Consider the following 23,823-nt stretch of genomic DNA (forward strand, 5'->3'; position numbering starts at 1 on the left):
TTGCATTATGCAATACTTGATCTTGCACCCCGCAAGACGGACGGAACATCAATGTCATCCTCCAACACAGTTCGCGGTTCTGATGCAAATAACTTCTCTGTTGTTCGCAGCGCTGAACTCACTGCGAGAGTTGCACAGGACTGCCAGCTAAACAAAGCCGACGCTAAAGATTTGTCTGCCCAGAGCACGCTCACTGATGCTGAAGCATTAGAATTAAGCAGCTTGGAAGCTACAGTCGAACGGAGCTTGAAAGCTTTTTGGGAAATAGGGCAAGCTTTGCGCCATATCCGGGATCGACGTCTCTACCGACAAGACTTCTCGACTTTTGAAGACTATTGCACTAATCGGTGGGAAATGTCTCGTCGCTGGGCTTACCAATTGATCGAGGCGGCAACCGTGTACGAAAATGTGCGCCATGGCGCACAAATCCTTCCCGCCAATGAGCGCCAAGTTCGCCCTCTAACAGCACTACCCTCCCAAGAGCAGCCTAGGGCTTGGGCCCAAGCCGTTTCTACTGCTCCGAACGGCAAACTTACGGCTTTTCACGTTGCCCGAGTTGTTGAAGAACACCAGAAAAAAATTTCGAGGAATAAGTCTAACAACGAGAACAGTTCCAAAAACCAACGAACTCAAACAGCCAATCATCCGTCAAACCGTGAGATTTCAGCAGCCACTCAAAAGAATGCTGGGGAATTGGGAGCAACATCCAGTCAGACAGAAAGTCAATGCCGAAGCTGCTGGAATTGCTATCATTGCAGTTTTGAGCCTGTTCAAGACGACCCTCACAGTTTTTATTGTCAAAAGCTAGGCAAACTAAGCTTTATTGAGAAAGATGGTAACGAACGAGGATCTAAATGTAAATTGTGGCTCGATCGATGGATCGAGCCAGAGTTAGTCAAAAAGGCAAAACGAGCCCAACGAGATACTTTTACTTTAACTATACAGCTCCCGATACACCTGCAAGCCCAGATGCAAGATGTGGCTAAAACTCAAGGGCTGGCTGTAGTAGATTGGGCAGCACAAATCCTTCAAGCAGCAGTTGGTAAGTAGTATTGGACTAGAAATCGTCCAAATTAAATAGCGTAAATTGGTGAGGCGATATCGTCGTCTTTCTGGGTCGGCGTTTGCCCTTAACAACTTCTTGCACTACTGAATTTGAGTGAATTGATGTCTGATCATTCAAGTCAATAACTTCTGAGCTTTCTCCTGAACTTATTTCATGTTCGACTGGACAATCAGTATGATTTTTAGCCGGAGACTCGACAGGCTCAAACCACTCATTATACCAATAAGTGGCGTTCGTTGATTGAGGTCGATCGCTACTTAAAGTATTGCCAAGGAGCAAATCAGTTTGACCCAACCACCAAATCGGAACAGCCAGCCAAGGTGAAAACAGATAAAACTGAAACAAAGCGCATTTTAACAGAGTAGGGTCTATATCTTGACCGATACCGCTCAGACAGTAATTTGACTGTGTTAACATTAAAGCACCCGTACCGCACGCAGGTTCATTGAAGCTGGAAATTCGCTCTGTTTTATCGCCACTGACTAACTTAGATATGAACTGACACAAAGCTAAGGGTGTCGGATAAAACCCTGAACTTTTTTGAGCAGTCTTTCCGCAAATTTGGGGTAGCAGCCGGCCCATGTAATCTTCAGGATACAGCATGAGAATTGACAGGTCAAACATCTGATAAAGACGCATTGATGCACCTTCACAGCCGGCAGGTTCTTTGGGTAAAATCTTGTAAGCTGGATGTCCGAATGCGAACAAAACCCAGTCCAAGAAAAACTCCAAATAGTCCCAAGCTGACCAAGTTTTCCATTCTCCATGTTGAGGAATGCAATTGAGGCTATTATCTAACATGGCTTCTGCGGTAGGAGAATGCTGCCATTCGATTTGGGGAATCGGTTCTGCTGGCAAAGTTTCCTCAATTACAAATTTGGGTAAAATTTCTGGTTTTCTGTTCTCCAGAATGGCTAGCATTGGCTCCATCTTCCACCGCATCCAGGCATGAGCGGGGACAGCTTGACACAAAGCCCAATAATCCCACCTTCCCCATAAACATCGGTCTATTTGTGCGAGAATTGTTAAAAGCCAGCCATGCTTTAAATCTCGTGTGAGGTTGGGGATTAAAGCTTGCTTTTTCTTTTGTTTATAGGGTTGATTTTTGAAATGTAACAGCGTTGACTCTCTAATTTTGGAGTCAATGATTGGCAAGACAAGCTTGTTTTTCATGAGTACAAGTCTGAAAAATGCACCCCTAAAAACCGCAGTAGCGGTTCGCACAATTTTATGTTGATGCAAGCAGCGTCTTGTTTAATAAAAACAGTAAAAACAAATTGGGAATAGAGCGTAGCTTTTTTGTTTTAAAAAAGCTACACTCTATTCCCCACTCCCATTTTCCCTATTTCTCTCTCCCATTCCCTCCCATTTCTCAGCCGTCTATTCCACCAATCTTTTGATATTTAAGGAGTAGAAAATGCTTCGCACAGCAGCAGCCCCACCTGCTTGAGTAAAGCTTTGTTACCATCAGGGCATCCCGACTGAATCAAACATTTAGGACAGCCAGAACTGCAAGAACAACTGCGGGCTAACTCAGCAGCCGCATGAGCTAATTGAGGGAGAGAACGAAAAATAGCTTCCGAGGTTCCCGAACCTCCTTCTGCTAAATCGTAAAAGAGTCCTGCATAGTCATTTGCACCTCTCTTCTCTACCAGAAAATTCACATCATTAGGTGAAGCCAAAATAGTCAGAGGTAAAGCTGCTAAAATTTGATGACCGAAACTGTGAATAGCCAACAAATTCGCGGGGTACTCCCACAACTGCTGATATCCGGGCGGAATCTGCTGTTGAGATTGAAGCAATTCCTGGCGAGTAGCTGTTACTACCTGTTGCAGATAACATTCAACCGGGGAATTAAAACTAATTTGCAGTACAGGAGTCGCAAATTTTATTTCGTAAGGTTGCTCAAAGTTTACCTCATTAAGAACCGATGTTAGCTCAGCAGAGCGAGTTCTCTTGCCACAAAGAGGACAGGCAGTACATTTTGGTAAATGCTCTTTGTAATTAACACACTTTCTATTGAGACAAGTTAACTCGTAATTGCGAGTTAATAATTGATAACCAGTGACGAGTTGGCTAATTTCTCCCCAAACCAGTTCCAGAATAGCTTGAGCTGGAATTGCCTTACTATCCGTTGAATTGGTTTGAACATTTCCTTCAACTTCTGGAATGACCAACGGGATTTGTTGAGGCAAACTCAAATTCTGCTTGAGGCTGGTATGAGTGTGGCTAATCGCTACAGTAAACAGTCGAGTTTCAGGGGTGTTTTGCAAAATAGCTTTGCCATTCAAGAGCGAGCGCGAAGTATAAGTCACCAAACAGCCGTCTGAGTTTTGCGTGCGGTAAATAGCACCAGGAAATACCTCTCGATAAGCAATCTCCGCACTGAGGAGTTCAATCTCTTCTTGAGTCTCCGCATCCACCAGTTGTATCGTGCTAGAACCCGTTCCCCCTCGAAAGTTTACATCTTTATGGGGAAAGCCCTTAGCCCATAATTTATCCCGGCTTCTGTGAAGAACACCTTGCTCAATTAAAGCCGTTGCAATTATATGAGCGCTCTTGCCAAAGTAGTGCTTGAGCTTATTGGCAGGAATGCCAGTTTCAACAGCCGCGCACATTAAATGTTTGGCAATATCTATGGGATAATTGGCATTAAAGCTCACCAATTCAGATTCGGCGGACAGCAACAATTCAGGGCGCTCGGCAAAATAGTTATCCAAAGGTGATTGTGCAATAGGAATGAAGACAATTAAACCGGAGTTTGCGCGACCAGCCCTGCCAGCCCTCTGCCTGAAAGCTTGCAAGCTTCCCGGCCATCCCCTAATAATAGCAAAATCAAGTTGAGGCAAATCAATTCCTGCTTCGAGAGCGCTAGTGCTCAGGATACACTTAACTGTTCCTGACTGCAAAGAGTTAATAATTTCCATGCGGCGCTCGCTTGTTAAACTGCCGTAGAAAATTGCTACTTGCGACTCAATTCCCGAGTTAGTTTGAGTTACAGCTTCTTGCTTAAAAGTTGCCCACAAGTTCTTAATTGCTTGTCTGCCGTTACCGAAGCAAATTCCGCTTTGCCCTTGCTGCAACAAAAACATAATGATGCGAGCAACATCTGAATTAGCATCATGAGTCGGTTTAGTAACAATTAATTGCCGTTCTGGGACAGCAGCTCCGCTAGAGTTAATCCAAACTAACCGCTCGGGTTTATTGATATTTCGCTTTCGACTTCTACCAGATAGTAACTTCGCTAATTTAACGGGATTGCCAACGGTAGCACTCAATATCAGGAATTGCAGTTTTTGAGAAGAACCTCCGCGCTCGTCTACTGCCAATTTTAAGCGGCGAATTAAGCTAGCCATGTTAGCTCCGTAAACTCCGTTAAAAGTGTGAGCTTCATCTAGGACAATATAGCGGAGGCGACTTAAAAAATGCTGCCAAGGCTGACTCCAGTGAACGCCTTTCAGCGCATAGTGAATTAACTCTGGTGTGGCGCTGATTATGCTAGGATTTGCAGCTAATAATTGTTCTCGGGTTTTGGGAGGAGTATCTCCAGTTAGAAGGGCAAGGCGCGGGCGCGCAGGCTCAGGAATCAGTTGGAGCAAATCGGCAAGTTTTTGACTTTGGTCGGCTGTTAAAGCTTTCAAACCATAAATAGAGAGTGCAGTAAATTGATGTTGGAGAATGCCCTCTAAAATAGGCAAGTACGCACTTAAAGATTTGCCAGAAGCTGTTGCTGTGCTGAGGATGACATCTTTGCCCTGGCGCACGGCTTTGAGTGTTTTAATTTGGTGCGAATAAAGCTGTTGAATGCCTTGGCGGTGCAAAGCAGAAATTATTGAAGGCGGCAAGTCTTGAGGAATTTTGTAGAGCTTAGGAGTTATAGCAGTAGCGATTGTCTGATAAATAACCTCTTCGCCTAAAAATTCACACAAATCGGCTGTTGCAGTTGGCTGCAAGTGGCTGGCTTCTGGGAAGTTAATTTGGTGAAAATCATGTCTGGCTATTAGTTGGGAAAGAAGGTTGATATAATTGGGAGGCATTGGTCACTCTAAGAATGAATCTTTTCTCTCTTACTACCGATAGGTAGGAAAAAGAACGAGAGAAGAAATTAATAAAAAAACTGGGAGTCGGACTGATTTTGGTAGCAATTATGGGTTTTGGTTCAGGAACCAACAAAGCGGTAGACTTCCACCTCACTGCGCGATCGCCCCGCCTCGTGAGACGCTAGCATTAACACAGTACACTTGCCATGTATATAGCGATTCTCAAGCAAGTGAGATGTCAACTGCCTAAGCTGCTACGCATCTAAAGTGTATGTTGGGAATGAGGGGAAGAGAGGGAGAAAGGGAGAAGGGGAGAGAGGGAGAAAATTTTACGCTTTTTCTACAAGGATTTAAGTATATAATTTAAAGACGCGACAGCTTACCAATTACCAGACTTACCTCATTTAACCCCGAAGTGTTATAATATCCGATTAAAAATAATAAACCTATGCCTTACAGTAAGTTTACTCTCAGCAAAGCTGTAGATGATTTCCATCTCACAATCATTGAAGGCTCGCGTTTCTTACCAGAAATTTCCCCTGTCACTCCTAGCCCTTTACTACAGGATACTCTTAAAGAAACGATTCCCTGGGCGATCGCGGTGAGTAGCGAAAAAGCTCGTTCTGAGGGGATTATCAATCCTGTGTTACTAGAAGTAAAACGCCAGCTTCAAGGACAGATTAGCGTTTTTTCAGGCGAGGAATTCAATGTAGAACCGGAGGCTGAACTCACAGGGTATGTTGACTTTCTTCTTAGTCGTTCCCCGGAGCAACTATTTATCAAAGCCCCTGCGGTTATATTGGTGGAAGCCAAAAAAGAAGACCTTAAACCGGCTCTTGGGCAATGCCTTGCAGAAATGGTTGCAGCTCAACGCTTTAACCAACAAAAGCAACAGCCGATATCGACGATTTACGGAACGGTAACTAGCGGTACTGTCTGGCGGTTTCTTAAACTAGAAGAGCAATGCGCGTCCATTGACCTTACAGATTATCCACTACCTCCTGTTGAGCAAATCTTGGGCTTTCTCGTTTGGATGATGCAGGAAAGATGAGCTGTTATTAAACAAAAATAGCGACCTAGTGCGATAAATAAACTCAAAAACTTCTTTGATAAATTAATGATAAAAACAACTTCTTTATCACTACAGTTAATTAAGACTTACGCATAAACTCTATCTGTAGGGTACGCCGCGCACCTTATTGCTACCAATAGTGTTGCAAAGCAGTTTTTGCCTCCAAGATTGTTAATGAAAGACTGCCGAATTAACTCGGCAGCGCTTTCCGGTTATTTAAGGTGAGTGAGTTGAGTGATGCTGAGCAAAGCAGGCAACATCGAGTCAGGCTTATCTCCTGTTTTGAGAGCAATTTCTAAATCAAACAAAATGGAGAGCGATCGACTTAAGAAGTTCGCAGATACTTCCTTAACCTCCTGCTTAAGGAAATACAGCCGTTTGGGGTTACTAATTCCGCACATACTAGCAATTTCGCTATCAGAACGTTGTTGGTCGGAATTGATAGTAGCTTTTACCCACAGCCAAGTTTTAAACTGAGTTTGGAGAGTGGCAATAATTGCTAAAGGAAACTCGGCCCGAGATAGCAATTCATCAAGCACCTTAATTGCCGCCACTGCTTGACCTTTTAAAAGAGCTTCGGCAAGTTGAAAACAGTTGGCTGTGGTAGCTGGAACGAGGATTTTAGCAGCTTCTTTCGTAATGCGCTCGCCCGCTGCATAAATAGCTAATTTCTCCAGTTCACTGACTCTTCTAGCAGAATCGTTGCCAATCGCTACTGCTAGATAGCTGACAGCATCTCTGGCAATTGAGAGATTCTTTTGTTTAGCCGTAGTAGCGATCGCACTTTCAATTAAATCAGTACGCCAAGGGGGAATGAGAGTAAACTCCTTAAGTTTACCAAACAGCAATAAATGCTTGACTACCTTGAGCCGTTTGTCGATAACAGCAGCAGTGAAGACTAAGTGCGTTGTAACAGGTAATTGGGGCAAAATTTGCAACAATTCTAGCCCCATTTCTCCAAATTGCTTGAAATCGCAATTTTCAACGACAATAAGTTTGTTTCCTCCGCCGAAAGGAACTGAAGCAGCAGCAGAGAGGGCTGCATCCAGGGAAGAAGAGGAGAAGCGGTGGATGTTGAAATCTCGCCAGAGAGGATGAGTTTGAGTCTTAAAATTTTCAACGTCTCGTTCAATTGCGTAAGTATCATTCCCAATTAGGATGCTAATCATGCTGCTAATTCCTCCTGTTGTTTAACAGTAACAGTAACAGAGCGGCCTAAAGCTTTAGTAACGATCCGCTGCACGGATTCAAGGTGACTCTGAAACTTGTTCGCGTATTTTCTTTCTACTGCTAACACACATGAATCAGCCGAAAGTTCGGCAATTTGAGCGCGGTTTAAGAGGCTACGATTGCCTGGTTTCGCTGCTGCTACTACTTGCGCCCAAGTTGTCTCAAAGTCAGGAGAATCTGCCTCTATTTTTTGAGGGGTTTTATCAAATTTGTCAGGCTGATTAGATGAGAAAGTTGCAGGCAATTGCATTTCCTTGGCAGCGGGTTTACTTAACAGCATCAAGTTCAGCAGGCAGACTTCTAACCAGGTAGCCGCATTAGTGCTAGTTCTCAATTGAAATTCTGATTTCTGCAATTGTGCACAAGCCACATCAATTGTTTCAAAATCAAGAGTGCTAGCGATCGATCGCAGTTGTGAGTAGCCTACTGGCCCTGCAATTAAATTCTGGCAGTGGCGCGTTGATTTGACAATAAGCAAATCTCTCATTGCTGCTAGCAAGCTACTGAGAATAAGTTTGGGAGTTTTGCCGCTGTCAATCAGCGTTCTCGAAGATTGCAGTACGCTTAGGGTATCGCCAGAATGAATGGCTTTGAGAAGGGCGATCGACTCTTGCTCGCTGATACTGCCAGATACTTCTGCAACTTGAGTTAGGGTAATCTCTGAGTTTAGCAGTGAAAGCTGAGAAAGTAATTGCAGGGCATCTCTTAACCCCCCGTCACAGGTGCGAGCGATCGCCCGCATGGCCTCACTTGCGATCGCAATAGATTCAGCGGAGCTAATTTTGTGCAATTGTCCGACAATAGCATCAACTGACAAGGCTCGGAAGTTAAAAGTTTGGCAGCGGGAGATAATTGTCGGCAGGACTTTATGTGCTTCAGTCGTACAGAGAATAAACACCACATGAGCCGGAGGTTCTTCAAGGCATTTGAGGAGAGCATTTTGAGCGCTGGTACTGAGTTGGTGGCACTCATCTAAAATCCAGATGCGGTAAGGGCTCATCGCTGGCGCAAAGTTGCTGTGTTGTATTAATTCTCTGGCATCATCCACGCCATTATGTGAAGCAGCATCGATTTCAGTTACGTCTAAGCTTGAACAGGAGTCAATGGTTTTGCAGCTTGAACATTCTCCGCAAGGAGTGGCGGTTGGCTTTTTGTTATTCAAACAATTGAGGGATTTAGCAAGGATGCGAGCGGTTGAGGTTTTGCCTGTTCCTCTGGGGCCAGTAAACAGGTAAGCTTGAGCAATTTTGGAGGAGGTGATGGCATTGGTCAAGGTTGTTTTGATTGTGTCTTGACCCACTAATTCTTGCAGGCTTTTGGGGCGGTATTTGAGGTGCAGTGGTTGGTACATTTTGAGTGGTTAGAATACTTCTGCTGACTATTCCCCGATAGGGGAGGCATTACCCAGCAGCAGTTCGATCGATCGTCCGGTTGTTCGACTCTTGCCTAACTTTATGGGGTAATTACCCAAAATATGTACGGTTACGTCCCCTCCACAGCGCTATGAGCTAGATACCATTAGAAAAGTGTCAAAATAATTCGTAATTGTTAATGCAATACTCCGGACAGTTTTTGGAACGAGACTACAAGCTTTACAGGGCAAGGATCATAAATAAAGTCGAATTAAATGCAAGCCAGGGGTGGAGCTGACATTGATTTAATTATCCACAGTGGCTCAAAGTCAAGCGAGAATAAGCCATTGGGCCATATAAAAACTGTCCGGACTATTGTTAATGCGAAGTTCGTAATTACAATTAGTAGGTTCTTCCAATACTGAATAAGTCGTAATTGTTAATTAGCCATTCGCAACAATTACAATTTGTAGAGGTTCCTTCCACTGAAAAAGTCGTAATTGTTAATTTGCAATTCCCAACAATTACAATTAGTAAAATTTCATTCACTGAACAAGTCATAATTGTTAATTTGCAATTCTTAATTGCGAGCTTTGATTACAAATAGCGAAAGGCGAAAGGCGTAATTACCATTGGTTTATTATACTTCAAAAACTTCAAATATCGGAGGAAGAATTAGCAATTAATTTATCAAAAATAACATTTAGTTTTATGATGAACATAAAGTTATGAGGTAACAAACTGAGTTTTTGTTGTAATTACTTAATCGCCAATTCGTTCGCTATAACGTACATATAGGGCAAAAAAATGCTCAATTTAAATTAAAATTAAATAGTTATTTAAAAATTTTAACAATGTTGAAAAAAAAGTTTTTTGCAGTAATTCTTGCGCTTTTATCTTTTATGGTTGCACTTATCCTATCAGCTCAAAGTTCTGAGGCTGTCAGTGAACTCTATGTATTTGGGGACAGTCTTTCGGATATGGGAACGGTGTTTCGATCGACCGGGGGTCAATATCCGCCTCGATCGACTTACTTTCAAGGGCGTTACTCGAATGGTAAAGTTTGGGTAGAGTATCTTGCCGAGCGCCTGAAATTGCCGCCCGAACGAGTCACTAATTTTGCTTATGGAGGTGCAACAACCGGAAGCGATCGCAATAGCCTTGTCCCGGGTTTGTTAACTCAAGTTCAGTCATGGACTAACTCCCAAAAACAGGCAAATCTTCATGCGGTGTATGTACTGTGGGCGGGTGCGAATGACTATTTGCAGGGGGCAAATAATGCGAATATTCCCGTTGAAAATGTGGCGGGGGCGATCGCGTCTCTTGCTGGTGTGGGTGCCAAAAATATCCTGCTGGCAAATTTACCAGATTTGGGGCAGTTACCGGCGACGCGAACAGGCGTTAATTCTGCAAGGCTCACTGTATTAACACAAGCACACAATCAGGGTTTAAGGCGAACGGTTAAGGTATTAAGTCAACAGCATTCTGGCTTAAAGATTGCGACTCTGGATGCTAATGCGCTTTATCGGGAAGCGATCGCTTCTCCGGCTAAATATGGCTTGACTAATGTGACGAGTGCGTGTTTATCGGGTGGAGGTGTTTGTGGTAGTGCCGATCGATTTTTGTTTTGGGACGGCATTCATCCGACGACTGCCGCACACCGGATTTTGGGGGAAGCAGCATTTGCTCTTGTGCAGGAGGGCGGGATGATTAAATCTGAATTGGGGACACTTCGGTAAACGATTTTTAGGCTTTCCGGGCGATCGGCACAAGAACGGCATGAGGTCGGTCAAACTGATGATAGAGCACTTCATAATCTGTAGGATTTATACATAATTTACGCAACACCACAGACGGGGCTGTTTATCGGGGGGTTGGCCTCCTATTACACCATATACGAACACTCTGCGTAATTTTGGCTATACGATTGCGGTAAGGGAGAGCATCAAATTTAGATGCCCCTCCCCAAATGCACGACTATTCTTGCGGAGCGACAATATATTCGCACTCTAAAGCCTCTGTACCCGACGCAGGCGTTCCAAACGGTGCAATCAGTAAGGGAGCGGTAGGAGTTGCCATTAACACCCGCAAATCAGAACTGGAAATCGCTTTGGCTGTATCAATCAAATAGCGGATGTCGCACTTGAGACGAAACTCACAGCCCCAGAGTTTAGCATCAACTGTTTCAGTTCCTGAACTGAGAGTATTGTTGAGTGATGCTCGCACTTGTTGGGCATCTAAATCGAATTCTAAAATAGCTGTTACGTGAGATTTGTCGCTGTGAGAAGCTAACCTCTCTAAGGCTTTTAAAAAGCTCAGCCTCTCAACCACCACTTGATGGCTAAATTCAGGTCGGTAAGGAGCGATAATTTGGTCACAAATCGGATATTGCCCTTCGAGCAATTTCGCTGTCAACCGCCAATTTTTCCACTCGAATGCGACAAAATTACTAGGTTGATCCGGCAAACCTTCATAGTAAATCGTAACTTTGTCAGTGGAATTCAAAGAACGCTCCAATAACCGAAGTACCTTAGCAGGGACAGTAAAATTAACTATTTGACGGCTCACAAGGTGGGAATTGCTGCTTTCGTTCAATCCTAAAACCATTGCTACCCGATGCCCGTCAGTCGTCCAAACTCTCAGTTTATCGAGTCCTCTGTCTGCGTCGTGGCTGAGTTGAAAATTACCTCCAGTTAAAATGCGTTTATTTTCCTCAGAACTAACAGCAAATAAGCTAGCTTTGAGGATAGCAATTAACACGCTAGCAGGAAGCGTTACAAGTTTTTGTTTAACGCTGGGGATAGCCGGAAATTCGTCCGCAGCTAGCCCGCGAATGGCGTGCTTGCTCCTTGACGCACTCAGAGTGGCACTGACTGATGGAACGTCACTTCCTTTAATAATTTCAGAAGAACTCTTTAAGGTGAGGCTACCGTTAGGAAATTTTCCCAGAATGTCAGCAAGTATGGGTGCGGGGAGGGTAAGCTTTCCAGATTGATTGACATTGGCATCAAAGCTTACTTGCATTCCAAATTCTAAGTTGTAAGCAGTCAGATGCAAATGTTGAGTTTCAGCATCAGCTTCAATCAAAACATTGCATAAAATGGGATGGCTGCTATTGCTGGGAATGATGCCTTTCAGAACTTGCACGTAATCGTTGAATTTTCTTGAATCGCAGGCAACTTCAATAACTGAGGGAAGAGGGGAAGAAGAAGGCAATGTTGCCTCATTTGACAATGTTTCTAGAGAAGGAGCATCGACGGCTGGAAGTTCTACAAAACTTGGGCAAGTTTGCGAGGCTTCTCCTTCTTGTGGAGAGATTGTTGAGGGTTCGCAAACCGAGTCAGTTTTAGTTGTTGCTTTGACTGATTTATTCACAGTTTTTGCAGAATTAGTGGCTCTTGCAGTCGAGCGTTTTTTCTTAACTGCTCTCTCCAATACTTCCTTTTTATGCGGTGTTCCTGTCAGTCGAGATTTTGCCATAATTAGTCTGGTGTCAGGGGTGCGATTGACCGCTGCGGTAGCAGCATTTGTTATGCTGTCTGAGAAAGGGAGTGAGAAGGGAAAGGAGAAAGAGAAGAAGAAAAATGGGAAGGAGAATTGGAAGGAGAATGGGAAAGAAAATGGGAAGAAGAATGGCAAGGAACCCACGCTTAAAAGCATAGGAGTGAAGCATGGACATTTTGTATCAAAATCGGTGCATATAGCGGTTCTCAAGAAAGTGAGGTATGCCCATGCCCTATGCCCTATGCCCTATGCCCTATGAGCACCTCATGTTACTGAGACTCGGCTATATGTGCCTGTTAAGTTGAGGACTTTACCTGTTAGTTGAGGACTTTACCTGTTGGTTGAAGACTTTACCTCTTGGTTGAGAAGTTTACATTGTACTTGAGAATTTTATTGTTTGAGTACGAGTCATTGGGGGCAACAAATAATATCCGATATCGGCAGCGACTTGCACCGACATAATAAAGTCGATGGTACTCTTTAAGTTTCTGTTGACTGCTCAAATCTTTGCCGATTAACAATCTGCTAAAAAGGTCGCTTCCGTCAATGCCAACTTCATCAAAAGTGCTGCCCTGCGAATTGTGAATTGTCAAAGCAAAGCAATTGTCAATTTCAGCAAACAAGTCATCTTTGAACCAATAGTATTTCCTCCAAAGGAATCCATTGCGTTTGGCACTCTTGAGCTTTTCTTTAAGTTCAGCCTGGTAACGCTTATTTTCGGACTCGTGCAGGACAAAGATTTGCCGCAAGAAACCGCCATCAGTCACAATCTTTAACAGCCAAACTCGATACCCGCAGTGCTGGTTAATCTCAGTTTCTTTGACGGTAAATTCCGTTGAAGTCGGCAAAATTACAGTTTTGCCGTCGGGTGCCATGACGGGCTTTTTGGTAATTAACCTTTCTCCCGGTACAAATCTGGGTGCAGCTTGACCGTAGACTTGCTCTCTGATAAGCTGATTGTAGTATTTGACTCGTTTGTTAGTCCAGCACAGAATTCTGAAGCGATCGGGATTTTGACCAAATTCTCGATCGATCGTTTTGACGGCATATTGTAGCAGCGTTTCTGATTTGACTTTGAATGCACCGTTCGACTTGTCTCCTTTCTTGTATTTGGAATGCGGCAAAAATATGTCGGCTCTGCTATTGACAAAAGAGCGGCATTCTGTTATGAAATCGAGTACAGGGCTTTCCCCTGCTTGCCTGACAACTTGGGTCAATACAGCTTTATTGGCAATGCTAAAAGCAGGCGACTTTTTTTCTCCTACAGGATTGAGTTGAGCGGGATCGCCCATTAAAATTAGCTTGCGGTGATTGAAGAACGTGCGTTCAAAATTGCGTTCTATCCATTTCCACAATTCGCTTCCGACCATCGAACATTCGTCGAGGAAGATGATATCGTAGAGGTGAAGGCTGCTGGAACTTGTCTGTGACAAGGCTTTTTCTTGTTCTTTTCTGACCATGCCTAATCCTAAAAGTTGGTGTATCGTCATAAAATCTACTCCGAAAATGCCTTGAGACGCTGCCATTTTTCTGAGGATACCGACTGCTTTGTTCGTAGGTGCTGTGAGGGCAATGCGTTTGCTTTGACTCAAAAGTTCTTGGATAATTTGGAAGACTATTGTGGATTTTCCAGTTCCTGCGTAGCCGCACAGCAAGAAGAATGACTCGGTAGTGGTTAGAAAGGTTCTCAATTTGTCGAGGGCTTGCTGCTGTTGCGGTTTGAGTGTGAAGGCAAATTGTGTAAGTTTCTGGGGTTGTTCTAGTAAGGCTTGAATCATTAGTTAGTGTCCATTACTAATTTTATCAACCTCAGATTAAGCGTTAGCTTGACGGGGAAGTCTTTCAAGAGTAGGTTTTTTAGATTCCGGGCAAGGAAGAGAGGGAGGGAGAAGGAGAGACGGAGAGAAGGAGACGGGGAGAAGCAAAAAAGCCCGGATTTCAACTTTTTATGTCTTTAAAATTCGCCACTTACTTACCCTCAATTTCCTAATTATGAAAAACCCACTTTTGAGAGAACTGGGGAGTGGGAAATGGGGGAATTCGACGCTTATTAAGTAATCCGATTTTTGTTTCAGCAAAAAAACACTCTTCAATCCCTACGGAGTGTTCGCCAATTCCCACTCATCTCTTAAATGGCGTCCTTTCTAAATCAAGTTCAGCAACTTTAGCCAGAGCTTCTAAACGCTTGTTTAATGTCTTATGGCGGGGACATTCTACAGCATACTCGTATTTAGAACCTGTATGTTGAAGTTCCAAAAATTGGCAATCAATTAAGTTGCTCAGGTAGCCGACTAGCTTTTTGACAGGTATTAGCCACGCCTTAGCTAGTGCTTTAGTACGGAACCCAATCCAAGCTGTAAAGTAGGAGCCGTCTTCGCTAATTTGATAAGCCACATTGGGCGATAATTTAACAATAGGTTCGATGCGGGCAATACCCAAAATTTTGAGTTCTCTCAAGCTGTAACATTGGATTTCTCCGCTGTTCCACAGGATTTGAAATGGACGTGGCTCTTCAACATTCAAGCGTTGGACTTTCCCCATTCGTTGAAATCCTTCTCGGTGCTGTAATATGCAATCTCCCTCTCTAAATCCGTAGAATCCTTGTTTCTTGGCTAGGTTTTCTAACTGCTGCATCCAGGCTTCTTCCCAAGCTATGTCAAAGTCGAGAATTTCATAATTTTCTTCGCTCAATTGTTGAGCTATTTTTTCTTTCAATTGCTGTTTTTGGACTGGTATAACGAATTTTAAGAAGTTGTCGGTCACTTCAAGAGCTAAATAGGTCTTAGCTCTGATTCTGAGTTCATTGACAGACAAACAGCGGGTATCTTTTAATTGCTGGGGTGCAGGAATATCTATAGTACAACTTGTCGGGTATCCGGGAAACAAATTAAGGGGAAAGCGATACAATTGGTCGAGAGTGGAAATGAGAATGTGGTGTTCGCTCAGCGATTCTACTTTGAAAGGAGTTGCGTTTCCCAATTGTACCTGTTCGGAATTAGCGAGTACGATGGTTGTGCAAGTTGGAAGTTCTCCAGCAGTTTTTTGAGGGATAAACTGAGGAACGATGGAGATTTTGAGGGCGCGGATTTCGTCGAGGTTATAAGTCCAAGAAAATGAATCTTCGCCCGAACTTGCGTCCCAAGTAATTGTCACAGGTTTTTCAGTTTTTTTGAGAGAAGTAACAGTACCGTATTGATTGCCAGTTTTAACAATATCGTTTAACCTGAAGGGATGTTCTTCAGCAGGTGCATCCGGGAGGAAAGGGAAAATTACTGCAACTACTTCTTGGATTTGAGGGGAGTGCTGGCTGGCTGATTCAGGAAAGGTTTTGTGGGGGTTGATATTAGAGTTGTTAGTATTCATAACGGTAAAAAGTTGGTTATCCCTCAACTTCTCCCGCTAGGGAATAGCTTAAATTTTAGTGATTTTCTCAACCAGTGGTTCTTACTTGAATTGCAGCAAATGACTTGTTAGTAAACTTTAACAAGTCTGATTTTGACAATCTATGGAGTTAACAGTACCTAATGAATAAAAAATTTTCCCAGTTATTAGTTGGTTCTATAACTGGGAGAATTTGCGGCAAAGCGGATATTTCATTTCAGGACTTACGCAAAAATTGGCTTAACACACTACTCATAGCGGTAACGTGCGCCGAGGAGAACCCTACGGATAGAGTCTGTGGGTAATTCCTGATATTAATCTAACGCAAGTATCTCGATTAATTTGATTTCAGACAGAGCTGCATTTGCCGTTATTCTTTAGGCAAAGTAGGCTTGGGTGGGATGTCAAAAACAATCACAAATGTGAATTCTTTGACTAACCGCTGCAAAACCCGAAAATGATCGTCTGCATCCCTCCTCCTGCGAAATCGCGCCACAACAATACGCTGACAATTAGGTAGCAGCTTAATGATGCACCACGGGTGCAGCTTCTCAAAATAAGTCATTTTAACCTCCTGATAACAGTAACAGGTTGCGTTCTTTTTTCAGTGCTTGCCATTACGCTAGTGAAGAGAAATTCTCAAAGACAGGTCACGCTGATGTTGACAATTAATTAGGTTTGTGGTTCAAACAGCTCAAATTCTCTTCTAACGCAGCTTCTTATCTTCGGAAGGCGGACACAGCAAGTCCGCCAGTACGTCGGGAATCTCCTCAAAGTGTTCCAGCAGAAAATCCATTAGAGCCAAATGGCGCAAATCTACAGCAGTAGGAAATCTTCGATTTTTCCCCCGCTTAAACCAACCCTGCACTGTCGAATCAGAGCGGGAACAAATTTCGGCAATTTGCTCGTAACTTACCCCCCACTTGACATAAAACTGTTTCGGCGTCATACCCAATTGGCATTGGCTGTAAACCGCAATTAAATTGCGTTCTCTATCTGTCATAGTATGCGGCTTTTTCATCCTCACACCTCTCTAAATCTTCCTCCCACGCCGTATCAAATTGACACCAATTCGCACTTTTGGAATTAGAAGCAAGCCAAATTATGTAGCACCACATCCAGGAGCACTGACGCGGTTCGCAGTTGTAAAATTTGCCGATAACTATTCCCCAATCAGCTTCTTTGCCAACATCAGTCCAGCGCACCATCTCGCCGCACTCAAAGCGCGGGGGATGAATTTTGGCAAAACTTGCAGGCAACTCAGTTGAAGGTGGTATATCCTTCAAATGTTTTAGTGGCAGTGCCGAAATCAAATCTCGCTTTGCTTTTGAGATTGACATGAGTTTTTAACTGTGCATCGAGCACCTGATTTGTTTTGATAGGTTTTCAGGTCAATTTCTTGATAAAGAAATTGCAGCGCGACATCTCCTTAAATCAATCAATTGGAATTTAGATTTGACGGACTATTTTCAAAGCTCAACTCTGGCTAAGCTATCAGTTTTTGGAGATACTGCCCAATCGCGTTGATCTCGTTTCCGCTTGCAGCCGACTTGTATAGTAAAGGTGTAATAGCAAAAAAGGTTGCAGGTAAAATTAAACAATAGTAGAATTAGATTACTGACTAATAATTCTCTTAGCGCGGTGTTATGAACGCCCAAAAATCTGTTACTTTCAGAACGTAAAGCATGAAACATAGGTCGGATTTTATACAATAGGTGAATAATGGATGAACAGCGCCGCCAAGCATATCTGGAATTGACTCAAGAGTTACTTAGCTACAACTCCAATCTCGCATCGGCAATTTTGGAAGAAAGGCGAGAATGGGTGGATGATGGCTGGGTAGAAATGCTAGAACAAACAGCGGATCGCATAGCCGAACAAGGTAACTTGAAGGGAGTTAAAAAGATTTATGCGTTGCGAGATTATGCAGCTCAATTGGTTGCGCTTGAAAATGTCAAGACTGCCTTGCCTTTTTGGAATGAAGTGTGGTTGAAGATTTTAGAAAGCCAATGCGATCCTCAAGCGATCGCATCCCTGTTGCAGCCTAATCTAAATAAGCTCAACGATCGCTTAGCTGAAACCATACAATACTGGGCAGCTAGCACTTTACCCCTTGCAGTACCGGAGTCAAGATTTGCAATCGCCGGATTGCTTGTTAACTTTAGCAATCAGATGTTTAAGTTTCCCTTGGGGAGCAGGGCAAGTAACCTGGAAATCGCGATCGCAGGTTATGAAGTCGGTTTGGAAGTGCTTACTGAAGACCAGTTTCCAGAACAGTGGGCGATCTCGCAAAATAGTCTGGCTGTCGCTTACAACAATCGTATTCGCGGCGAGCTATCCGCGAATTTAGAGCAAGCGATCTCTTGCTATCAAAATGCCCTTCGAGTCTTCACTCAAGAGGTGTTTCCCCAAGAGTGGGCAATGCTCCAGAACAATTTTGGAACGGCTTACAGTGCTAGAATTTTAGGCGATCGATCGGCTAACTTAGAGCAGGCAATTATCTGTCACAAAAACGCCTTACAAATCTACACTTACAAGGCTTTTCCTATAAACTGGGCTATGGCACAACATAATTTGGGAGTAGCATACAGGTCTAGAATTGAGGGGGAACAGGCTGATAATTTGGAGCAGGCGATCGCTTATTTTCGTCGCAGTCTTAGGGTTCGTACTCGTAGTGTTTTTGGGCAAGAATGGGCAGATACTCAGAAAAATCTGGGGATAGTTTACAGCGAACGCCAACGAGGAACGCGAAGTAAGAACTTGGAACGTGCTATTAATTATTTGCAAAATGCCCTGCAAATTTTTACTCCAACTGATTTTCCAGAAAAATGGGCAGAAACTCAGAAGAGTTTAGGCGTCGCATATTGGCAACGTCTTGAAGGGCAACAATCGGAAAATTTAGAAAAAGCAATCGTCTGTTATCAGAATGCCCTACAAATCTACACCCAAACAGAATTTCCAGCATCTTGGGCTGAAACTCAAAATGCCTTAGCTGTGGCTTACAGCAATGGCACTCTGGGTAAACGGAAGCAATATTTAGAAAAAGCCATCAATTGTTGTCAGGCGGCATTACAAGTACGCACTGCCGTTGCTTTCCCTTACCTTTATGCCGAAACTCAACTTAATTTGGGGTTGATTTATCAAGAGAGCAAGCAGTTAGAATTAGCTTATTCTGCCTTTGCAGTAGCAATCGATATAGTAGAATCTTTGCGAGGTGAAATTATTTCAGGAGATGTTACTAAGCGCAAGTTGGCTGAAGAATGGCATCTCCTTTATTTAAATATAGTAGAAGTTTGTCTTGAGTTAGCTGTTGCTGAATCGTACTATATTGCAAAAGCGATCGCCTATGTTGAACGTAGCAAAACCCAAACTTTAGTAGAACTAATTCTCAGTCGCGATATTAACCGCATTTTTCCTCCAGAGGTTGCCAACGAGTTACAACAGATACAAGACGAAATTATACAAGGACAAAACTGCATCCAATTAGGGGGAACTTCTAACTCTGTAGATTTATCTCAAAGTCTCCAGAAATTGCGACAGCAGCGCAATCAGATACAAAATCGCTACTTAGCTGTGGGTTCAGGTTTTGATTTATCTTCTTTATGCAAAAGTTTGGATTGCCACACAGCGATTATTGAATGGTTTATTGCCGACGGAAAATTTTTCACATTTATCCTCACATCGAAAAATCATTCTCCCTTTCTTGACACCAGTGAGATTGCAAGCCGTAAAATTCTCTCATTTGAAGAAAACCAGTGGCAGCTTTCAGTATTCCAGTCTAGTACAGAAGAATGGGAAGCATTAACGACTTGGTTAGGAGAATATTTAAAAGATTATTACGAGGATAAAAATAGTTGGCTCGAACGACTGACGCCGCGTCTCGCTAGACTTGCCAAAATTTGGCACGTCGAATGCATCATCAAGCAGTTGCCCAAAAACTGCGATCAGTTAATTCTTATCCCCCATCGGTATTTGCATTTTTTACCAATTCATGCGTTACCTGTATCCTCGAATACTCTCATAGATTTATTTTACGGAGGAGTTCGTTACGCCCCCAGTTGCCAGCTTTTGCAACTAGCTGAAGCACGACAGCGACCTAACTTGACTAACCTCTTAGCTATTCAAAATCCTACAAACGATCTTGCCTATGCTGATAGCGAAGTTCAAGGAATTACCTGCAAGTTTGAGAGCTCGTCTGTCTTCAAAAGCAATGAAGTAACTAAATCTATAATGAGTAACAACAGTCTAAAAAATGCCCACTGCATCCACTTTGCTTGTCACGGCTTTTTTGATTTTGTATCGCCCTTAGAATCTGGGTTGCAATTAGCAGATGGGTTGCTAACATTAGCAGAAATTTTATCGCTAGACTTGCAGCAGACACGCCTTGTTACTCTTTCAGCTTGCGAAACAGGTTTAAGCGAACTTGATAGCATCAGTGATGAATATACGGGTTTGCCCAGTGGTTTTCTATACGCTGGTACTCCCAGCGTTGTAAGTTCTCTTTGGGAAGTCAGCGATATATCCACGACATTCTTAATAACCAAGTTTTATGATAATTTGCAACAGGGATTATCCGTCGCGGTGGGGCTCAATCAAGCTCAACGCTGGTTGCGAGACGCTACTGGAGATGAGTTACAACAGTGGATGGAAGAACAACAGTTGCCGTTGAATCCTACGCTGAAGATGTCGCTGCAACGGCGGTTTAGGCAGAATCGATATCCGTTTCAGTCTTCTTTTTATTGGGCAGCATTTTGTGCGGTAGGTCAATGATTATGGATAAACAACGCCAAGAAGCGTATCTAAATTTGATTCACCAGTTACTCATTAGTCCTTCTGAGCTAGAGGAGGCGATTTTGATAAAAAATTCACATTTAATTGATGCTGGATTGATACAGAAGCTGGAGCAAGAAGCTGAAATTATAAAAAAAAGAGGACATCTCCATGAAGCTAATTTTTTAATGAATATTGCTACTAGATTAATTAATGCAATGCAGCTTTCATCAGAGCAATCTGCTTCTTTATCATTAATCAAGCAGGTTTTGGTGGCAGCTCATCATGTTAGCGACGAGCGGCAATTTTTATACTTGTTACTTCAGAATAACATAGATAAACTTAATCATACTTTTGTGTCCTTATTAAAATCATGGACAAGCTCTATCTTACAAAAAATAACTCTTAATGCAGCACATGAATTAGCAGCGGATATTGGACTATTCAGTAACTTTTTATTTGGATTTGAACTAGGAGTTCGAGCAGAAAATATAGAAATTGTTATAACAGGCTATGAGATTGCAGCTAAAATTTTTTGGGAGACAAAATCTTTACAAAATTGGGCAAATACTCAATATAATCTGGGTAATACTTACTGCGAACGCATTCGAGGTGACAAGCCAGATAATCTAGAATTAGCAATTAACCATTACCTAGCAGCCTTAAGTATTCAAAACAGGGACGAATGTCCAAAAGAATGGGCTTTGACAAAAAACAGTTTAGGAACTGCATATCTCGAACGCATTCAGGAAGAGAAAGCAAAAAATTTAGAATTAGGAATTAAATGTTTTTATGAAGCTTTGACCGTACATACCCAAATAGAATTTCCACAATATTTTGCAAATATTAAAACCAATTTAAGTGAGGCATATCGAAATCGAATTCTTGGAGAAAAAGCTGATAATTTGGAAAAATCAATTGAATTTGGTTTAGCTGCTTTAAAAGTGTACAGCTATGAAGACTTTCCTGACGATTGGGGAAAAACTCAAATTAGTCTTGGTAATGCTTACGCTCACCGTATCCGAGGAGACAAAGCTGATAATTTAGAAAAAGCCATCCATTACTTATCATCTGCTTCGGAAACTATTAAACGCGAAAAATTCCCCCAAGAGTCGGCAAAGCTTCAACACAATCTCGGTGCTGCTTACCTTCATCGCCTTCGGGGAAATAAATCAACAAATCGGGAAGAAGCCATTAGTTATATTTCTATAGCCTTGGAAGTATTTAACCGTTCTGATTTTCCCGAAGTATGGGCAAGAGGTCAAAATAGTTTAAGTTTAATCTACACTTACCGAATCCAAGGAGACAAGGAAGAAAACTTAGAAAAGGCAATTTGCTATTCTTTATCTGCTTTGGAGGTACTCAACCGCAAAGTTTTTCCTCAATACTGGGCAGAGAGCCAGCAAAATCAGGGGCTTGCTTATTATTTAGCCTACCACCACAGCAGGCAAAGCCAAGATATAGAAAAAGAAAAATTGAAATCAGCAATTTTTTGTTTTTGTAAAGCATTAGAAGTACGCACTTATGAAGCTTTCCCCCAAGACCATATAAACACGCAATTTTGTCTGGGTATAGCCTACCGAGAAGCGAGTCAGTGGATTGATGCCTACAATGCCTTTTTCGCTGCTATTAATAGTATTGAGTCCCTACGATATGAAATTACTTATGGCTCTGATAGAGAAGAAGATAAACAGAAGTTAGCTGAAGATTGGAATAACCTTTATGGGTGTATGGTGGAAGTTTGTCTAAAACTGGACAATGCTACAGAAGCAATAGAATACGTTGAACGCAGCAAAACCCGAAACTTAGTTGAGCTTATCCTCACACGCGATCGCCACACTATCTTCCCCGCAGAAGTGGTAACTCAACTAGATCGACTTCGAGATGAAATCGCCAGCGGTCAGTACGAACTCCAAAATGCCACCGCAAAAGATCCAACTACTTTAGCCCAACATCTCCAACAGCTTCGACAGCAGCGCAACGAATTGCAAGATCGATATCTGCCAATCGGTTCTGGTTTTCAGCTTGACCCATGCCGGTTAGCTCTGAGCGATCGCACTGCAATTGTTGAATTTTACATTACAACCGATAAGCTACTCGTCTTCATTATTACCAACCAAACCCAACAACCTATCGTTTTATCACCCGATTTAATAAACCAAAACAAATTAGCAAATTGGGCAAACAGCTATCTGAAAGCCTATAGTAACAAAAAATCTCACTGGCAGCGCCGTTTAACTACCCGCTTACATCTGTTGGCAAAAATTCTGCATATTGATGAAATTGTTGAGCAAATTCCAACAGAGTGCGACAAGTTAATTCTAATTCCCCATCGCTACTTACATTTACTACCTCTTCATGCTTTGCCACTTGAGGGAGATTCCAACCTTTTTGAGAGATTTCCTGAAGGAGTCAGCTATGCCCCTAGCTGTCAATTACAGCAACTCGCTCAAACTCGACAACGCCCAGAATTTACTCACCTATTTGCCGTTCAAAACCCAACTAATTCCGGGAAACCATTGAGTTATGCTGATGTAGAAGTCGAAGCAATTCAAAACTACTTTAACGCTAGGACTATTTTCAAAAAGGAAATAGCAACCAAAGAAGCTGTTGAGGATACTTCTCTTAATACTGTTCACTGCGCTCACTTTAGCTGTCACGGCTACTTTAACGGAACGGAACCGCGCAAATCTGCCCTCCTCCTAGCTGATTCCCAGCTAAATTCTGCACCGACACAATCCGATGTAGAAAATTATATCAGTGTGGAAAATGGTGGCGTACTTGACCTAAATAAGTGTCTTACTTTAGATAGCATTTTCACTCTGAATCTAGAACAATGTCGGCTCGTCACTCTATCTGCTTGCGAAACCGGATTGATTGATTTTCGGAATACCAGCGACGAATATATTGGCTTGCCCAGTGGTTTCCTTTTTGCAGGTGCTTCTAGTGTAGTTAGTTCTCTTTGGAGGGTGAATGACTTATCGAGTGCTTTTTTGATGATTCGGTTTTATCAAAATTTACAAAATGGTTTGACTGTGGGTTTGGCGCTCAATCAATCTCAGCTCTGGTTAAAGGATTTAACCAAAAGGGCTTTGGAAATATGGATTGAAGAAAACCAGTTACCATTGAAACCAGCCGTTAGGATGGATCTGCGTCGTCGTCTTTATAAGTTAGAGGATGATGTCCAACCTTTTAAATCGCCCTTTTATTGGGCAGCATTTTGTGCGGTTGGTTAGTGGCTTATGAATGAACACCTCCAAAAAGCTTATTTGAATTCAATTAATGCGCTAGCGAGCTGTACCATAATTTCAAAACCCGACACTTGAATGTTATCATAGAGCTGATTCATGAGGAGAGTAGTACAGATTATAAACAGGCAGCATCAGTATTTAGGGCTTGCTGAAAAAG

General features: G+C 42.7%; 16 protein-coding genes. 6 read left to right on the top strand and 10 right to left on the bottom strand.

The genetic code is table 11. The features are described 5' to 3' along the window. Positions 1 to 51: 51 nt before the first annotated feature. Positions 52 to 1,050 carry a hypothetical protein gene (locus AAFP14_RS08235; RefSeq protein WP_341731802.1) on the top strand — a complete coding sequence of 333 codons (999 nt, stop codon included), beginning with the start codon at positions 52 to 54 and terminating at the stop codon, positions 1,048 to 1,050. Positions 1,051 to 1,057: 7 nt separating this feature from the next. On the opposite strand, the gene AAFP14_RS08240 is transcribed toward AAFP14_RS08235, so the two are convergent. Further along, a complete protein-coding gene (locus AAFP14_RS08240; RefSeq protein ID WP_341731803.1) occupies positions 1,058 to 2,239 on the bottom strand; it encodes a DNA methyltransferase family protein in 1,182 nt (393 codons plus the stop codon). A gap of 230 nt (positions 2,240 to 2,469) precedes the next feature. Further along, entirely contained in the window at positions 2,470 to 5,103 is a 2,634-nt protein-coding gene (locus tag AAFP14_RS08245; RefSeq protein WP_341731804.1) for a DEAD/DEAH box helicase, read from the bottom strand. A 451-nt stretch (positions 5,104 to 5,554) separates the two neighbouring features. Between AAFP14_RS08245 and AAFP14_RS08250 the strand changes: the two genes are divergently transcribed. After that, on the top strand, positions 5,555 to 6,157 hold the full coding sequence (locus AAFP14_RS08250; RefSeq protein WP_333432294.1) for a hypothetical protein: 603 nt from the start codon (positions 5,555 to 5,557) through the stop codon (positions 6,155 to 6,157). 233 nt (positions 6,158 to 6,390) lie between these two features. Here AAFP14_RS08250 and holA read toward each other — a convergent pair whose 3' ends face one another. Both holA and dnaX read right to left on the bottom strand, forming a co-directional pair. Continuing rightward, positions 6,391 to 7,347 carry a DNA polymerase III subunit delta gene (gene holA / locus AAFP14_RS08255; protein WP_341731805.1) on the bottom strand — a complete coding sequence of 319 codons (957 nt, stop codon included), beginning with the start codon at positions 7,345 to 7,347 and terminating at the stop codon, positions 6,391 to 6,393. Next, positions 7,344 to 8,759 carry a DNA polymerase III subunit gamma/tau gene (gene dnaX, locus AAFP14_RS08260; protein WP_341731806.1) on the bottom strand — a complete coding sequence of 472 codons (1,416 nt, stop codon included), beginning with the start codon at positions 8,757 to 8,759 and terminating at the stop codon, positions 7,344 to 7,346. The genes holA and dnaX overlap by 4 nt, the downstream gene beginning before the upstream one ends. 903 nt (positions 8,760 to 9,662) lie before the next feature. Here dnaX and AAFP14_RS08265 point away from each other — a divergent pair. Further along, the gene (locus tag AAFP14_RS08265; protein WP_341731807.1) at positions 9,663 to 10,499 is read left to right on the top strand and encodes an SGNH/GDSL hydrolase family protein; all 837 of its coding nucleotides are present in this window, start codon (positions 9,663 to 9,665) and stop codon (positions 10,497 to 10,499) included. 238 nt (positions 10,500 to 10,737) lie between these two features. On the opposite strand, the gene dnaN is transcribed toward AAFP14_RS08265, so the two are convergent. After that, positions 10,738 to 12,135 carry a DNA polymerase III subunit beta gene (dnaN, locus tag AAFP14_RS08270; RefSeq protein WP_341731808.1) on the bottom strand — a complete coding sequence of 466 codons (1,398 nt, stop codon included), beginning with the start codon at positions 12,133 to 12,135 and terminating at the stop codon, positions 10,738 to 10,740. On the opposite strand from dnaN, the gene AAFP14_RS08275 reads away from it, so the two are divergent. Then, the gene (locus tag AAFP14_RS08275) at positions 12,119 to 12,523 is read left to right on the top strand and encodes a hypothetical protein (protein WP_341731809.1); all 405 of its coding nucleotides are present in this window, start codon (positions 12,119 to 12,121) and stop codon (positions 12,521 to 12,523) included. The genes dnaN and AAFP14_RS08275 overlap by 17 nt on opposite strands. Positions 12,524 to 12,614: 91 nt before the next feature. Here the strand turns inward: AAFP14_RS08275 and AAFP14_RS08280 are convergent, their stop codons facing one another. The 5 genes from AAFP14_RS08280 to AAFP14_RS08300 all read right to left on the bottom strand — a co-directional run bounded on the left by AAFP14_RS08280 (position 12,615) and on the right by AAFP14_RS08300 (position 16,985). Next, positions 12,615 to 14,042: an ATP-dependent DNA helicase gene (locus tag AAFP14_RS08280; protein WP_341731810.1), complete on the bottom strand. Its 1,428-nt coding sequence runs from the start codon at positions 14,040 to 14,042 to the stop codon at positions 12,615 to 12,617. A 343-nt stretch (positions 14,043 to 14,385) separates the two neighbouring features. Next, positions 14,386 to 15,627, bottom strand: a complete 1,242-nt coding sequence (locus tag AAFP14_RS08285; RefSeq protein ID WP_341731811.1) for a hypothetical protein — start codon at positions 15,625 to 15,627, stop codon at positions 14,386 to 14,388. 388 nt (positions 15,628 to 16,015) lie between these two features. After that, the gene (locus AAFP14_RS08290; protein WP_341731812.1) at positions 16,016 to 16,210 is read right to left on the bottom strand and encodes a hypothetical protein; all 195 of its coding nucleotides are present in this window, start codon (positions 16,208 to 16,210) and stop codon (positions 16,016 to 16,018) included. 141 nt (positions 16,211 to 16,351) lie between these two features. Further along, a complete protein-coding gene (locus AAFP14_RS08295) occupies positions 16,352 to 16,648 on the bottom strand; it encodes a helix-turn-helix domain-containing protein (protein WP_341731813.1) in 297 nt (98 codons plus the stop codon). Next, entirely contained in the window at positions 16,638 to 16,985 is a 348-nt protein-coding gene (locus AAFP14_RS08300) for a hypothetical protein (RefSeq protein ID WP_341731814.1), read from the bottom strand. Before AAFP14_RS08300 ends, AAFP14_RS08295 begins: the two co-directional genes overlap by 11 nt. Before the next feature lie 382 nt (positions 16,986 to 17,367). Between AAFP14_RS08300 and AAFP14_RS08305 the strand changes: the two genes are divergently transcribed. Together AAFP14_RS08305 and AAFP14_RS08310 are read left to right on the top strand one after the other, a co-directional pair. Beyond that, a complete protein-coding gene (locus AAFP14_RS08305; RefSeq protein WP_341731815.1) occupies positions 17,368 to 20,415 on the top strand; it encodes a CHAT domain-containing protein in 3,048 nt (1,015 codons plus the stop codon). 2 nt (positions 20,416 to 20,417) lie between these two features. Next, positions 20,418 to 23,651: a CHAT domain-containing protein gene (locus AAFP14_RS08310; RefSeq protein WP_341731816.1), complete on the top strand. Its 3,234-nt coding sequence runs from the start codon at positions 20,418 to 20,420 to the stop codon at positions 23,649 to 23,651. Positions 23,652 to 23,823: the final 172 nt, after the last annotated feature.

Origin of the sequence: Microcoleus sp. EPA2 (assembly GCA_020882975.1) — a bacterium.
In the GTDB taxonomy this organism is placed as follows: Bacteria; Cyanobacteriota; Cyanobacteriia; order Cyanobacteriales; family Microcoleaceae; genus Microcoleus.

What these genes read in the sequence shown, in the direction of transcription:
- AAFP14_RS08245 (WP_341731804.1), bottom strand. Translation starts at nt 5,103, where the DNA reads ATGCCTCCCAATTATATCAACCTTCTTTCCCAACTAATAGCCAGACAT.
- AAFP14_RS08235 (WP_341731802.1), top strand. Translation starts at nt 52, where the DNA reads ATGTCATCCTCCAACACAGTTCGCGGTTCTGATGCAAATAACTTCTCT.
- AAFP14_RS08240 (WP_341731803.1), bottom strand. Translation starts at nt 2,239, where the DNA reads ATGAAAAACAAGCTTGTCTTGCCAATCATTGACTCCAAAATTAGAGAG.
- AAFP14_RS08250 (WP_333432294.1), top strand. Translation starts at nt 5,555, where the DNA reads ATGCCTTACAGTAAGTTTACTCTCAGCAAAGCTGTAGATGATTTCCAT.
- AAFP14_RS08310 (WP_341731816.1), top strand. Translation starts at nt 20,418, where the DNA reads ATGGATAAACAACGCCAAGAAGCGTATCTAAATTTGATTCACCAGTTA.
- AAFP14_RS08305 (WP_341731815.1), top strand. Translation starts at nt 17,368, where the DNA reads ATGGATGAACAGCGCCGCCAAGCATATCTGGAATTGACTCAAGAGTTA.
- dnaX (WP_341731806.1), bottom strand. Translation starts at nt 8,759, where the DNA reads ATGTACCAACCACTGCACCTCAAATACCGCCCCAAAAGCCTGCAAGAA.
- AAFP14_RS08300 (WP_341731814.1), bottom strand. Translation starts at nt 16,985, where the DNA reads ATGTCAATCTCAAAAGCAAAGCGAGATTTGATTTCGGCACTGCCACTA.
- AAFP14_RS08290 (WP_341731812.1), bottom strand. Translation starts at nt 16,210, where the DNA reads ATGACTTATTTTGAGAAGCTGCACCCGTGGTGCATCATTAAGCTGCTA.
- AAFP14_RS08295 (WP_341731813.1), bottom strand. Translation starts at nt 16,648, where the DNA reads ATGACAGATAGAGAACGCAATTTAATTGCGGTTTACAGCCAATGCCAA.
- AAFP14_RS08265 (WP_341731807.1), top strand. Translation starts at nt 9,663, where the DNA reads ATGGTTGCACTTATCCTATCAGCTCAAAGTTCTGAGGCTGTCAGTGAA.
- AAFP14_RS08285 (WP_341731811.1), bottom strand. Translation starts at nt 15,627, where the DNA reads ATGAATACTAACAACTCTAATATCAACCCCCACAAAACCTTTCCTGAA.
- holA (WP_341731805.1), bottom strand. Translation starts at nt 7,347, where the DNA reads ATGATTAGCATCCTAATTGGGAATGATACTTACGCAATTGAACGAGAC.
- AAFP14_RS08280 (WP_341731810.1), bottom strand. Translation starts at nt 14,042, where the DNA reads ATGATTCAAGCCTTACTAGAACAACCCCAGAAACTTACACAATTTGCC.